Annotated in this window: 10 protein-coding genes and 1 pseudogene; 5 read left to right on the top strand and 6 right to left on the bottom strand. The window is 72.6% G+C overall.

Annotation, left to right across the window (positions count from 1 at the left end; translation table 11 throughout):
• Window positions 1-357: 357 nt before the first annotated feature.
• Window positions 358-744: an FAD-dependent oxidoreductase gene (locus tag AC0GKK_RS27800; RefSeq protein WP_482638842.1), complete on the bottom strand. Its 387-nt coding sequence runs from the start codon at window positions 742-744 to the stop codon at window positions 358-360.
• Between the two features lie 50 nt (window positions 745-794).
• Window positions 795-1,655 carry a flavin monoamine oxidase family protein gene (locus AC0GKK_RS27795; protein ID WP_482638841.1) on the bottom strand — a complete coding sequence of 287 codons (861 nt, stop codon included), beginning with the start codon at window positions 1,653-1,655 and terminating at the stop codon, window positions 795-797.
• 136 nt (window positions 1,656-1,791) lie between these two features.
• On the opposite strand from AC0GKK_RS27795, the gene AC0GKK_RS27790 reads away from it, so the two are divergent.
• The gene (locus tag AC0GKK_RS27790; protein WP_489884158.1) at window positions 1,792-2,589 is read left to right on the top strand and encodes a DUF5134 domain-containing protein; all 798 of its coding nucleotides are present in this window, start codon (window positions 1,792-1,794) and stop codon (window positions 2,587-2,589) included.
• A 233-nt stretch (window positions 2,590-2,822) separates the two neighbouring features.
• On the opposite strand, the gene AC0GKK_RS27785 is transcribed toward AC0GKK_RS27790, so the two are convergent.
• From AC0GKK_RS27785 to AC0GKK_RS27775, 3 genes and pseudogenes are all read right to left on the bottom strand, one after another.
• Entirely contained in the window at window positions 2,823-4,805 is a 1,983-nt protein-coding gene (locus AC0GKK_RS27785; protein ID WP_489884157.1) for a heavy metal translocating P-type ATPase, read from the bottom strand.
• A 224-nt stretch (window positions 4,806-5,029) separates the two neighbouring features.
• Window positions 5,030-5,894 (bottom strand): annotated as a pseudogene (locus AC0GKK_RS27780) (IS5 family transposase); the annotation flags it as partial.
• 27 nt (window positions 5,895-5,921) lie between these two features.
• Window positions 5,922-6,302 (bottom strand): ArsR/SmtB family transcription factor, encoded by a 381-nt coding sequence (locus AC0GKK_RS27775; RefSeq protein WP_482638838.1) that lies wholly within the window; start codon window positions 6,300-6,302, stop codon window positions 5,922-5,924.
• 174 nt (window positions 6,303-6,476) lie between these two features.
• On the opposite strand from AC0GKK_RS27775, the gene AC0GKK_RS27770 reads away from it, so the two are divergent.
• From AC0GKK_RS27770 to AC0GKK_RS27760, 3 genes are read left to right on the top strand one after another with little or no spacing between them, the layout of a single operon-like run.
• Complete coding sequence (locus AC0GKK_RS27770) at window positions 6,477-8,678, top strand: heavy metal translocating P-type ATPase (RefSeq protein WP_489884173.1); 2,202 nt, start codon at window positions 6,477-6,479, stop codon at window positions 8,676-8,678.
• A 59-nt stretch (window positions 8,679-8,737) separates the two neighbouring features.
• Complete coding sequence (locus tag AC0GKK_RS27765; protein WP_482638836.1) at window positions 8,738-10,546, top strand: cytochrome c oxidase assembly protein; 1,809 nt, start codon at window positions 8,738-8,740, stop codon at window positions 10,544-10,546.
• Entirely contained in the window at window positions 10,543-11,517 is a 975-nt protein-coding gene (locus AC0GKK_RS27760; protein ID WP_482638835.1) for a cytochrome c oxidase assembly protein, read from the top strand. Before AC0GKK_RS27765 ends, AC0GKK_RS27760 begins: the two co-directional genes overlap by 4 nt.
• A gap of 2 nt (window positions 11,518-11,519) precedes the next feature.
• Here the strand turns inward: AC0GKK_RS27760 and AC0GKK_RS27755 are convergent, their stop codons facing one another.
• Complete coding sequence (locus AC0GKK_RS27755) at window positions 11,520-12,149, bottom strand: VldE C-terminal domain-containing protein (RefSeq protein WP_482638834.1); 630 nt, start codon at window positions 12,147-12,149, stop codon at window positions 11,520-11,522.
• 1,095 nt (window positions 12,150-13,244) lie between these two features.
• Between AC0GKK_RS27755 and AC0GKK_RS27750 the strand changes: the two genes are divergently transcribed.
• Window positions 13,245-13,949, top strand: coding sequence for a DsbA family protein (locus AC0GKK_RS27750; protein WP_482638833.1), 705 nt, complete (start codon window positions 13,245-13,247; stop codon window positions 13,947-13,949).
• The last annotated feature ends 1 nt before the right edge of the window (window position 13,950 follow it).

Raw genomic sequence — 13,950 nt, 5'->3', positions numbered from 1 at the left:
CCCGGACGACGTCAATGCTCCGGTCGCCGCCGCAATCACGCCGGTGCTCTCCAACGCCTCGGGCAGCAGCTCCTCCAGGTCGAGGGTGACGCTCGCGGGCACCCCCTGCCCGCCCGGTGCCCCGGCGTTTCGCATCCGATCCTCGCCCCAACCCGCGGCCACTGTCATGCACGGATCGCGATACAACCATATGTCGATGGGGGGTGCGGGCGGCGCAGGCGCCCCGACGGCCGCGCCGCCCCGGCGACCGAGAGGAGGCTCACGCAGCGTGGGGGACACCACCGGCTGCGACGGATCCCGGCTCGGACAGGTCGAGGCAGAGCAGATCGCGGTGTCGGAGCTGTCCGTAAGCATCGATCAGTCAAACGTGCTGACCCGGTGAGCAACGGTCGTGGCGGCCGCGAGCACGTCCGCGAGGCGGAGGCCGTCGCGCACAGCGCCCTCCATTGTTCCTGGCCAGGTACTGCGGTCCGCTCCGCCGAACAGCAGTCGTCCGTGGTCGGCGCGTAGGGACGGTCCGTGCCGGACCAGCTGGTCCGGGCCGAAGGCCGGGTATCCACCCAGGGCGAACGGCTCGGAGCCCCAATCGATGGAGTGGACCTCGTCCAGCTCGACGTCGGGGAGGAGCAGCGACCGGAACCGCTCGTGCAGTGCGGATCGGGGTCGGGTTGTGTCGGAGCCGTAGGCGAAGCCGATGGCCTGCTGCGCGTCGACACCGACCAGGGGCAGCTGCGTGTCGCCCACGACGTGCAGGCCGCGTTTCCGGGGATGTCGCGGTGTGCCGACCAGCTTGATCACCGTGGGGTTGAGATCGCCGAGGTGAGCGCGGTGGTCGATTCGGGCACCGACGCCTCGAACGCGATCGCCGAGATTGCGGCCAACGGGACACAGACGGCGACACGGTGCGCGAGGCGCACTGTCTCGTTCCCGATATGCACACGCACGGGCCCGGTGTCGTTGTCGGGGGTCTCGACGCGGGTGACGCGGGCGTTGAGCTGCACCGGTTGGTGGAGGGTGGCAGCCGGGCGGCGGCAGATCTGACCGGCCCCCTCGGAGATGCGTGAACCGGTCTCCTGCCACAACGCGGGTAGGCCTCCGGCCGGTCCGACCCAGAGGACGAGGCCGAGCAGAGACAGCCGGTCCAGCGTGGTCAGGGCGAACGCGCGGATCACCGTGTCGAGGATCTGCACCGTGTCCGGTGATGCGCCGACGTCCTCGCGCAGCCACTGATCGACCGGGACGGCGTCTGCGGCACGGCCGCCCGGTGTGGACCATGGTTCGCTGAGATCGACCTGTGCGATGACCGCTCGAAGGTGGCGCTGGACGAGACCGAGCTCCCTCAGCGTCCGCAGCGTGATCGCATGCCGCAGTTCGGGCCGGACCACCCGCAGTCGGGGCGGAACGCGGGAACCGGGTACGAGATGGAGTCCGAGCGCGGGGACGAGTCGGCGGAGGCTGACGTAATGACGACCGACGAGCTCCCCACCGATGTCGAGCCGACGACCGCCGATCCATCGGCTCCGCGTCCGTCCTCCGACCTCGGGGGCTGCTTCCAGGACCACCACCGATCGACCGGAACGGTCGAGATGGGCCGCCGCGGTGAGTCCGGTTAGGCCGGCGCCGACGACGAGGACATCGTAGACTACGTTTATCAAAATATACTAGCGTATATTTGAATCACTTGAGTACGTCTGCCTCGCTCCGGAGCGCATGTCCCGACCCGGTCTTTCTACGCCACGTCGAACGTGGTGCCATAGGGTGTAAGGGACCTCGATACGGGAGGCAGTGCTGGTGGCGAGTTCCTGGATCGCCGGTCCGGTCGTGGCGACGGTGTGGGCGACGCTGTTTGTGCTGGTGGCGATCGTGCACGTGGCGCACCTGGCGGTAATGTCCGGGCGGCACTGCATCTGGCACGCCGCGCACGTGCTCATGGCCGTCGGGATGGTGGTCATGTTCTGGCCCGGCGGGAAGCTGCTCGTGCCCGCCGCGGTCGTGGTGACGGTCTACTCGCTGGCCGCGGGAACACTGGCGGTCGGACTGGTGGTCGCGCGGTTGCGTCGCGCACGGCTCGGCCCGTTGTGGCTGGCCAACGTCGTTGATCTCACCGCGATGGCCTACATGTTCGTGATGATGACCACCCGGTTGGCGTGGCTCAGCATGCTGGGCGCGGTGTGGTTCGCCGTCCAGATGCTCGGCTGGGCGAGCGGCCGACTGGGCCGCGTTCTCGAGCGTGGCGGGCTCGGGGAGGCCGTCCCGTCAACCCACGCGCGCGGGGACACCTCCAGCACCCGAACCGCACGTCCAACCGCGGGTCAGGACCCGGCGAACGGGTGCCCCGACGACCGTTCAATCGCTGCGCCCCGCGACCCGCTGCCCACCGAGGGCGGGCCGGTGCAATCCGGTAGGACGACCACGACGTCGGCGGCGCGCGACCGGGTGGGGGCCGTGCGCGGCCATGTGGCGCGCGGAGTGGTCGATGGCGGCCGCCACGACTGGTCGGTGCGGATCGCCCTCGCGGTGATGTCGGCCGGCATGGCCTACATGTTGCTGGTCATGGAGTTCGCCATGCCCGCCATGAGTGGCATGTAGTCCGTACGCGCAAGCAGTGCACGAAAAGCCGGCCCGGATGGCCGAGGTCGACGATCGGGGATAGTCGACCGGAGCGCTCCTGCGCCTGGAGATCCGCGCGGGCTCCGCCGCGGGCCCCAGCTCGGTCCGGTCGCGTGGCTTCGGGAACGCGGCCTGGAGCTGGGTTCGTGAGACACCCGGGTTCACGCCGGCCCCGCGCGCAGGGTGCAGATCCGGGGGTTGCAGGTGCGATCTCAGGGGCGCCCGCGGGGCGTCTGCGGTGCCGGTGCGGACGGGTCGGGACTGCAGCAGGCGCACCCGTTCTCGCAGCTGCCGTCCGCTCCGGATCGGTCGGCCGGGGTCGGCGGCTCCGCGTCGACCGGTGCCGGGCCGGTGGCCACCTCGGTCAGCGCTGTGTTCCGAGCCGGCGGTGCGCAGCACGGGTCGTCCGGCTCGGGGGCGGCCCCGATGGTGACGTGGTGCGGGCCGGTGGCGGTGGCCGCGGCGGTGAGACCGGGCAGGGGTCGTGCCCGGGCGGCGCGGACGGCGTTGAGGATCACCAGTACCTCGGCCGCCTCGTGGATGATGACGACCGTGGCCAGGCCCAGCACGCCCACGGCGGCGAGCGGGATGAGCGCACCGATGATGAGCAGCGAGAAACCGACGTTCTGCAGCATGATCGTCCGGGCCCGGCGGGCGTGTGCGAGGTTCTGCGGCAGGTGACGCAGGTCCTCGCCCATCAAGGCGACGTCGGCGGTCTCGATCGCGACGTCGGTGCCCATCGCGCCCATGGCGATGCCGACGTCGGCGGTGGCCAGCGCGGGTGCGTCGTTGACGCCGTCACCGACCATGGCGATCCGGCGCCCGCGGGCGATGTCGGGCAGCAGGCCGGCCTTGTCCTCGGGCCGCAGCTCGGCGTGCACGGTGTCGATGCCGGCCTGCTCGCCGAGTGTGGCGGCGGTGCGCTGGTTGTCCCCGGTCAGCATGGCGACCTCGATGCCGAGCTCGCGTACCCGCCGGACGGCCTCGCGGGCTTCGGGGCGCAGCTCGTCGCGGACGGCGACCGCGCCGATCGGCGAGCCGTCGCCCTCGACGAGCACGACCGTGGCGCCCTGGTCCTGCAGCCGCGCGACGTCGGCGGCCAGCGGGCCGGTGTCGACCCAGCCGGGCTTACCCAGCCGCAGCGAAACCCCGTCGAGGGTGCCAGTGAGGCCGTGTCCGGCGACAGCGTGCACGTCCTCGGCGGGCCGGACGGTGATCGACCGCTGCTCGGCCGCGGTGAGGACCGCGCGGGCAAGTGGGTGCTCGCTACGTGACTCCAGCGCGGCGGCGGTGGCGAGTACCTCGGTGCGGTCCCGGGCGGGTACGGCGTGGACGTCGACGACCTCGGGTTCGTTGCGGGTCAGGGTGCCGGTCTTGTCGAGGGCCACGGCGCGGACTCGGCCGAGCTCCTCCAGTGCGGCGCCGCCCTTGACCAGGGCGCCGTGCCGGCTGGACGCGCCGATGGCGGCGACGACGGTGAGCGGCACCGAGATCGCGAGCGCGCACGGCGAGGCGGCGACGAGTACGACGAGCGCTCGTTCCAGCCACAGCAGGGGGTCGCCGAGCAGGGCACCGAGTGCGGCGATCAGCGCGGCGAGGATCATGATCGCCGGGACCAGCGGGCGGGCGATCCGGTCGGCGAGGCGCTGGCCGGTGCCCTTGCGCTCCTGGGCTTGCTCGACGATGTGCACGATCCGGGCCAGCGAGCTGTCCGACGCGGGCGCGGTGACCTCGATTTCGATCGCGCCGCCGCCGTTGATCGTGCCGGCGTAGAGGTCGTCACCGGGCCCGGCCTCCACCGGGACGGACTCGCCGGTGATCGCCGAGGTGTCGAGGCTGGTGCGGCCGGAGCGGATGACACCGTCGGTGGCGGCCCGCTCGCCGGGGCGCAGGATCAGCCAATCGCCGACGACCAGATCGTCGGGGGAGACGGTCTCCTCGCGGCCGTCGCGCAGGACCGAGGCGGTGGGCGGGACCAGGCCGAGCAGGGCGCGCAGGCCGCGGCGGGTCTTGGCGACGGCGTGGTGCTCGAGGCCCTCGGCGATCGAGAACAGGATCCCGAGCAGGGCGGCCTCGGTGACCTGACCGAGGGCGACGGCGCCGATCGCGGCGATCGTCATCAGGGTGCCGACGCCGATCCGTCCGTGGCGCAGGTTGCGCAGCGCGTCGGGGACGAAGGTCGACGCCGCGACCACCGCCGCGACGAGCTCGGTCCCGGAGACCAGGAGCGCGGGGCCGCCGGCGACGAGATCGACCAGCCAGGCGACCGCGAGCAGGACGGCGGCGACCGCGGCGAGCTGCAGCTCCCGGACCTGCCAGACCCAGGCGGGGCTCTCGTCGGTGGCCCCGGCCTCTCCGTGGGCGGACTCCGGCCCGCAGCAGGCGTCAGAGCGTGTTTGAGAAGATCAAGTCGCGGGTGTGAAGACGTACTTCTGTTGGCGGGCGGCCGGCTTGCCGCGGGCGATGCGGCGGGTGATGGTGTTGATCGCGGCCCAGCGGATCATGGCCTCGGAGACGGCGGGGTGGCGTTCGTAGTCGCGGGCCAGACGGCGGTGTGCGGTCAGCCAGGCCAGTGTCCGCTCGACCACCCAGCGGCGCGGGAGGACGGCGAACCCGCGCTGCTCAGGCGGTTTGCGCACGACCTCGACGCTGGTGCGCAGGATCGTGTTCGCCCACTCCAGCAGGCGTCCGGCGAACCCGGCGTCGGCGTAGACGAACCGCACCCTGGTGCGCAGGTACAGGTCGAGCAGGATCGACTTCGCCCCGTCGCGGTCCTGCACCGACGCCGAGCACACCACAGTGGTCAACAGCAGGCCCAGGGTGTCGGTCACGATGAACCGCTTCCGGCCGTTGATCTTCTTCCCTGCGTCGAAGCCGCGCGAGTCCTGCCCGACGGTGTCGGCACCCTTCACCGACTGCGAGTCGATGATCCCCGCGCTCGGTTCAGGGTCCCGCCCCTCGTCGGCACGTAGCTGACGGCGCACGACCGGGAGGATCTTCTCGGTGACCTTCTGCTGTTCCCACCGGTTGAAATACCAGTAGACGGTCTGCCAGGGCGGGAAGTCCGCTGGTAGAGCCCGCCAAGCGCACCCCGCCCGCACGACGTAGAGGATCGCGTCGACCACGTCCCGGCGCGGGTGCTTCTCCGGACGCCCACCCGCCCCGGCCTCGGGCAACAGCGGTTCGATCAACGCCCACTGCTCATCGCTGGTGTCCGAGGGATACCGCCGCTGACGCCGAGCCACCCGTCCACGATGGACCAGAGCGCGGCCCGCGCGGCGCAGACACGCCGACCCTTCTCAAACACGGTCTCAGACACGGTCGGCCTCCTCCGCGAGCGGCTCGCGGTCGAGGTCGAACAGCACGGACAGCACCGCGCGCCCCCGCCCGGACAGCCGGTACATCACCATCCGCCCGTCCTTGCGAGCCGTCACGACGCCGGCGCCGCGGAGCTGACGCAGGTGGTGCGACACCAACGCCTGCGACGCACCGACGATCCAGGCGGTGTCGCACACGCACAGCTCGTCGCCGTCGAGCAATGTGGCGGCGATACGCAACCGGGTCGGGTCGCTCACCGCCCGGGCCGCCCCGGCTGCCGGCTCGAGGCGGCCGGTGTCGGGCAGGGCGGCCCGGATCCGCTCGGCACGCGGCAGGTCTAGGCAGAGCAGGTCACACGTATCGTCGGAGGCCACAAAAATATTCTAACGCACATTGGTATGTCTGGTCGAGCATCCCCTCCGTGAGGTCGGGCCCGGTTCCGTACTCTACGATTCGTAGAATTTCGGGAGGTGAGGACGACGTCGGTTCCGGAGCAGATCTCGGCTTCGCCGGCCGAGGGTGCGGTGCACGACCTCGCTGTGGGCGGGATGACCTGCGCTGCGTGCGCGGGCCGGGTCGAGCGGAAGCTGAACAAGCTCGACGGTGTGCGGGCGTCGGTCAACCTGGCGACCGAGCGGGCCCGGGTGCTGGCACCGGCCGGGACGGATCCGCGGGTGCTGACCGGCGCCGTCGAACGGGCCGGCTACACCGCGCGCCTGCTGACCGCGAGCCCCGAGACCTCCGGCGCCGGGAGTTCGGGGCGTGTGCGTGACCTGCGACGGCGGCTGGCCGTGGCCGCCGTGTTGGCGATGCCGCTGGCCGATCTCTCGTTGGCCCTGTCGCTGTTCCCGGAGCTGCGGTTCCCGGGCTGGGAGTGGGTCTTCCTGGCGCTGGCGCTGCCGATGGTGCTGTGGTGCGGCTGGCCGTTCCATCGGGCCGCCGCGAACGCGGCGAGACACGGCGGCGCCACGATGGACACGCTCGTGTCGGTGGGGACGCTGGCCGCGACCGGGTGGTCGCTCTGGATCATGGGTCGTGGCGGCGACGCCGAACCGGGCTTCGGTACCGGTTGGGCCGCGCTGACCCGGACCGACGATGCGCTGTACCTGGACGTCGCGGCGGTCGTGATCACGTTCCTGCTGGCCGGTCGCTACTTCGAGGCCCGCGCGAAGCGCTCGGCGGGCTCGGCGTTGCGGGCGTTGCTTTCTTGGGGGGTCAAGGACGTCGAGGTGCTCGGCGACGAGGGCCCGGTCCGCGTCCCGGTGGAGATGTTGCGGGTCGGGGACCGGTTCACTGCGCGGCCGGGCGAGAAGATCGCCACCGACGCCGTCGTCGAGCAGGGCCGATCTGCGATCGACACTGGCGTGGTCACCGGCGAGTCCGTGCCGCGCGAGGTGGGTCCGGGCGACCAGGTCATCGGTGGGACGGTGAACGCTGCCGGGCACCTGGTGCTCGTCGCGACGCGGGTCGGCTCGGACACCCGGCTGGCCCGTATGGCGCACCTGGTCGAGCAGGCCCAGGAGGAGAAGGCCGGAGCGCAACGCCTCGCTGACCGCGTCTCGGCCGTGTTCGTTCCGGCGGTGCTGCTGCTCGCGGTGGCCACGTTCGTGGGGTGGTGGCTGCTCGGGCCGTCGATCGCCGCCGCCATGACCGCGGCGCTCGCCGTCCTCGTCGTCGCCTGCCCGTGCGCGCTCGGGTTGGCCACCCCGACCGCCGTGCTGGTCGGGACCGGCCGCGGCGCCCAGCTCGGGGTGTTCCTCAAGGGTCCCGAGGCCCTGGAGTCCACCCGTCGGATCGACACGATCGTCCTCGACAAGACCGGCACCCTCACCGAGGGTCGGATGCAGCTCGACGCCGTCCTGCCCGCGCCCGGCGAGGACGCCGACCTGGTGCTGGATCGTGCCGTTGCGGTGGAGCGCGCGTCCGAGCACCCGATCGCCGCCGCGCTGGTCGCCGCAGGCGACCCGGCCCGTTCCCGGCCGGTGACCGGGTTCGCGGCGTCGGCCGGGCTCGGCGCCCGCGGCACGGTCGACGGGGTCGAGGTGCTGGTGGGCAGCCTGCGGATGCTCGCCGCGCACGGCCACGAGTTGCCCGTCGCGCTCGACGCCGAGCGTCGGCGCGCCGAGGAGGCGGGTGCCACCGCCGTTGCCGTCGGCTGGGACGGGCGGGTGCGGGGCCTGTGCACGGTCACCGACCGTATCCGGTCGAGCGCCCCGTCCGCGGTCGCCGCGTTGCGCGCCCTGGGCATCGAGCCGGTGATGGTGACCGGGGACAACCCGCGCACGGCGGCGGCGGTGGCTGCCGCGGTCGGGATCGGCGCCGACCGGGTCGTCGCCGAGGCGATGCCGGAGGACAAGGTCGACCGGGTCCGTCGGCTGCAGGCCGAAGGACGCTCGGTCGCGGTCGTCGGGGACGGGATCAACGACGCCGCCGCGCTGGCGGCCGCTGAGCTCGGTGTCGCGGTAGGCAGCGGCACCGACGTCGCGATCGAGGCCGCCGACCTCGTCCTCGGCCGGGACGACCTGCTCGCTGTTGCCGACGCGATCGAGCTGGCCCGCCGCACCCACCGCACCATCGTGAGCAACCTGCGTTGGGCGTTCGGCTACAACACCGCGGCGCTGCCGCTGGCCGTGGCCGGGCTGCTCAGTCCGCTGGTCGCGGGTCTGGCGATGGTGCTGTCGTCGGTCTTCGTCGTGTCGCAGAGCCTGCGGCTGCGCCGGTTCTCGCCCGCCGGTCAGGGCCTGCGGTGACCGCGGCGGGCACCCTCGCCCCGTCGCGTCGGTCGAGCTGGTCGTGGCTGGGGTGGTGGTTGCCGGTCGCCGCAGTCACCGGGTTGGTCGTCGGCGCGCTCGGACCCGACCTCGCGGTGCTGTTCGGCTACCGCACGCTCGGCCCGGTGGCGGCGGTCGGTCAGCCCTTCGCCCGCACCCTTGCGCTGGGCGCCGCGTCGGCCGCGGTCGCCGGCCTGCTCGCCGCCGTCGTGCTCGTGCCGGGCCGACCGGATGGGGTCCTTACCCCGGCGGGGTACGCGGCGCTCGGTGTCGTCCGCCGGGCCTGCCCCGTCCTCGCCCTCGCCGGACTCGCGGTCGCGCTGCTCACGGTCGCCGAGTCGGTCGGGATCAGCCCCGGGGCGTTGCTCGCCGACCCTCCCGCGCTGGTCCTGGCGCTGGTCACGGTCGAGATGGCGGCCGGTTGGGTGATCGCGGCGCTGGTCGCCCTCGCCGTGGGGCTCGCCGCCGGGGCGGTGCTCACCTGGCGCGGTGCGACCGGGGCGCTCCTCGTGTTCCTCGCCGGGCTGGCGGTGCCGCCGGCGACCTCGGTAGCGAACTCGGAACGCTCGCACGACTGGTACGGCGACGCGATCACCCTGCACACCGTGGCCGCGCTGGTCTGGGTCGGCAGCACCCTGGCCACGGCCGGGTTGTTGCGCCGCGGCGCCGCCGGGCCGGCCGTGCTGCGCCGCCACGACCGGCTCGCACTCGCCGCGTCGCTCGTGCTGGTGCTGAGCGGGCTGGTGCCCACGGCGCTTGATGTCGGACTCGACGGTCTGGGCAGCGGCTACGGCCTGCTGGTGATCACCAGCACGGCCGTGTTGGCCGGCGGCCTGGTCGCGGTCCGCGGTCGGCGGCGCACCGGGTCCGTTCGGCTACTGCTGGGGGTCGAGCTCGGGCTGCTCACGGTGGCGACCGCCGCCGGGGCGGCGATGTCCCGGCTGGTTCCGCCCGGGGCGCGGACTCCGGAACCGCTCGACTCGGACCGGCTGGTGTTCCTACTCGGCTACGAGCTGCCGGCCCGGATGGGGCCGGCCGAGCTGGCCGGGCTCTGGCGGTTCGACCTGCTCTTCGCCCCGGCGGCTCTGCTCGCAGCACTCGCCTATCTGCTCACCGTCCGCCGGCTGCACCGCTGCGGCGGCTCCTGGCCGGTCGGCCGCACGCTGGCCTGGACGGCCGGGTGCATGACGGTGCTGGTCGCGACGTCGTCGGGGATCGGGGCCTACGCGACCGCGGTGTTCAGCATGCACCTGCTTGGCCACGCGCTGCTGTCCACGGTCGCCCCGCTGCTGCTGGTGTGCGGCCACCCGCTGACCTTGGCCCGGCGCGCCGCGCGTCCGGAGACCGCGGCCCGGCTCGTGGCTCTCGCCGACGCCGCCCCATTGCGGGTGCTGCGCCACCCGGCGGCGGCCTGGTGCGTCGCCGCCGCGGCGGTGTTCGGCGTGTACGCCACCGGATTCTTCGACGCCGTCGTCCTGGAGCACTGGTCGCACCCGGCCATGGACGCGCTCGCACTCGGCACCGGGCTGCTGCTGTTCCGCGCGGTACTCGGTGCCCGCGAACCCGAGCCCCCCGTGTTCGTCCGGCTCGGACTGCTGTTCGCGGTGATGATGCTGCACGCCGCGTTCGCGATCTGGCTACTGGCCCAGGCCGAGCCGCTGGCCGCGCGGTTCTACGCCGCGGTGGCGATGCCGTTCGTGCCCGACCTGCTCGCCGGGCAACGCCAGGGCGCGATCCTGGCGTGGGTGGTGTCCGACCTGGCTATGGTCGCGGCCGCCCTGGTCGTCGTCCGGTCGTGGTGGTCGAGTGAACCGGGGGTCCCTACCGAGGAAGGGGTGCGCGCATGACCGCGCTGCTCCCGGCCGGGTTGCCGCCGCTGGACCCGCCGCCGCTGACGACACGCGAGATGCTGCTGAGCTGGACGCTCGACCCGGTGGTCCTGGTGCCGCTCGCCCTCGCCGGCATCGGCTACCTATGGGGCGTGCAGACCTTGCGCCGCCGTGGCGACCAGTGGCCGGTTCGCCGGACCGCGTTCTTCGCGCTCGGGCTCGCCGTGGCCTTCGTCGGGATGGCGTCGGCGCTCGGGGTCTACGACCGGGTGCTGTTCTCCGTCCCCGCGATCCAGCACATGGTGCTGCAGATGATCGCGCCGGTCGGGCTGGTCCTCGGCGCACCGACCAGCCTGGCGCTGCGCGCGCTGCCCACCAGAGGTCGCCGGCTACTGCTCGCGGTGCTGCACAGCGCGTGGAGCCGGTTCGTCTCACACCCCGCGGTCGCGTTCGGGTTGTTCGCCCTCACCCAGTTCGCCTTCTACTACACCCCGCTCTACGAGCTGTCCCTGACCAACATGTGGGTGCACGACTTCATGCACCTGCACTTCGTGGCGGTCGGGTTCCTGTTCTACTGGGCGCTGCTCGGTGTCGACCCGACCCCGCACCGGGTGCGGTTCAGTCTGAAGATGCTGCTGGTCGTGGGGATGGGGCCGGTGCACATCCTGCTCGGTGTCCCGATCATGATGACCAGCTCGCTGTTCGCCGCGGACTTCTACGAGTCGCTCGCGCGTGACTGGGGCCCGCCCTTGCTGGACGACCAGCACCTCGGCGGCGCGATCCTGTGGGGTTTCGGCGACATCGCCGCGATCGCACTGGTCGCGGCGTTCGTCCGGCAGTGGTTCGCCTCCGACGAGCGCACCGCCCGCCGCACCGATCGTCAGCTCGACCGGCTCTACGGCGCCGGTCCGACCATCGAACCCTGGTGGCTGACCGACGACGCCGACGACACCCCCGACGTCCTCGGCCCGCAGCGCGACGGCAGCTGATGTCAGTCGAACGAGATGTGCACGTGGTCCATGTGGTTGGCCGTGACCCCGCCGCGGTCCTCCTGGGCCTCCCAGCCGCTGCCGGTGTCGATCCGCTGCCGGTAGATCACGTAGCTGATGCCCAGCTCATCCATGTTGGCGCGCGCGTAGGCCGCCAGCTTCTCACCGGTGGCCTGATCGACCATGAGGTCCAGGGCCTTGCCCTTCGGGTGGTCCGAGGCGTTGGAGCGCCCGGCGACGCCGTAGACGGTGTCGACGGAGAACATGCAGCGCAGCTTCTCGCCCGCCTCGGCGACGCCGTCGGCGACGTCGCCGAACCCTTCGGTCCCCGCCGCGCAGCCGGCGGGACCGTCGCCTGCGCCGGACGTGTCAGCGGGCGCAGGATCCGGAGCGGGTTCTGGGGCGGCGGCGCGGCGCGCGGCTTCCTCGCGTGCCTGGCCGGCGTCGCGTGCCGCGCTGGTCGCCGCGCCGACGATCTCGTCGACGTCGACCGGTGGGGGCTCGGCCAGCGCCGCGGCCGCACCGGAGCTTTGCGCCGACCGGGTCGGCGGTGCCGGAGCGAGGGAGTCGACGGGACCGGCATCGGTGGTCGACGTCGTGAACGCCTGGAGCGCGAGCTCCTCGACATGCACGCGGTCGTCACCGACGGCGCCGTGGACGGCGATCAGGGAGCCACCGGCCAGGGCGGATGCCAGGATTCCGGTGACCCCTGCGCCGCGCCGCCCGCGAGACCCGCCTCGCCCGTCGGGTGTGATCGCGGTGGCGGACGGCCGGGTCCGGGTCGGGGTTTCCCGGACCGCGGCCGCACCGGTGGTGCGATGCCTCGACACAGTGGTGTCCTTCCTCGGTCGGAATCGGCCGCACCCCGGAGCCGGGGGAGCGAGTGGGGTGCGCGGCGCAGCGGGGGAGCCTGCCGTTACCGTTCCGACACCGATCCTACGACGCCGTGTCGAAGGTTTCACGTGGGTCGGACTGAATCGCACGACGACCGGTCGATCACGCACTGCGGACGGACCGACACTCGCCTGCGGGTCACCGTGCCGAGGTCGTCGCCGGCGTCGGACAGGCGAGAACGAGAGCCGGTCGGAGGGAAGGGACGATGACGGTGCGGACCGCGACACCACGTCCTGCTCGGACGCTCCTCGTCCTGCTGGCGGCTGTGCTAGTTCACACGGCGCTGGGCTCGATCCTGGCCTGCCACGCCGCCGCCTCCGAGCGGCCGGTGGCGACGGTCGCCGCAGACACGACTCCGGTCCAGCAGACCGCGACGTGTCCCGATTGCCTGCCCGAGGCGGGTACCGGCGCCGAAGCGGCGACCACGACTCCGATGACCGGAGACGTCCCGATCCCGCCGACACCGTCCGGCCCGTGCACCCCAGACCGGCCCTGCCAGCACGGCTCGGGAGGCGGGCACGCCGGCGGTGACACGGCGATCCGCGGGGTCGACCCGTCACGGGATGGCGGTCCGCCAGTCGTCTCCGCGAGCTTCGGGGCGGACCAGGTGAAGCCGCCCGTGCCGGCCGAATCGGTCTCGGGCCCAGTGCCTCCGGCGGCGGTGCTCACACCCGTCGCAGTGCTCTGCGTCAATCGGAACTGATCCGCCCGGGCGCCGAGCCCGACCCGTGCATGACCGGCCCGTCGGGCGGTCGATACGGCGTCGTGCCCGGACCGTAGGGAACCCGGATCCAACCGCGGCACGACGCCGCCCAGCCCCGAAGGGCCTTCTCATGTCACGCGCCTCGCGCACCCCCACGTCATCGTCCGCCGCGCCGCGGCGAGGCATATCGAACACGAAGCTCTCCCTGATCGTCGCGGGCGTCTTCGTCCTCGTCGTGGCCGTCCTGTTCGGACTCACGCGGCTCGGCGGTGACACCCCGAGCAACAGCTCCGAGGCCGCATCGGTCGCGGTCCGGGACAACAGCCACCGGCTGTCCACCGCGCCCGGATCCGAGGTGACCTTCGTGGAGTTCCTCGACTTCGAATGTGAGGCCTGCGGGGCGGTCTACCCGGCGATCGAGCAGCTCCGCCAGCAGTACGGCGACCGCGTCAACTTCGTCATCCGCTACTTTCCCGGGCCCGGCCACTTCAACGCCGAGCCGGCCGCCCGCGCGGTCGAGGCCGCCGCGCAGCAGGGGCAGTTGCAGGCGATGTACAAGCTGATGTTCGAGACCCAGCAGGAGTGGGGCGAGCAGCAGGTCCCGATGGACGGCCGCTTCCGCGGTTACGCCGAGCAACTCGGTCTCGACATGGCCCGCTTCGACGCCGCCTACAACGATCCTGCCACCCTCGATCGCGTCCTCGCCGACCGCGACGACGGCCTGGCCCTCGGCGTGCAGGGAACGCCGACCTTCTTCGTCAACGGCGAGCAGCTGAACCCGGAGTCCTACGACGACCTGACCCGCGCGCTCGACGACGCGCTCGCCAGGAGCTGAC

The organism is Pseudonocardia sp. P-1 (assembly GCF_058111925.1).
This window is presented reverse-complemented; position numbering and strand designations above follow the sequence as displayed.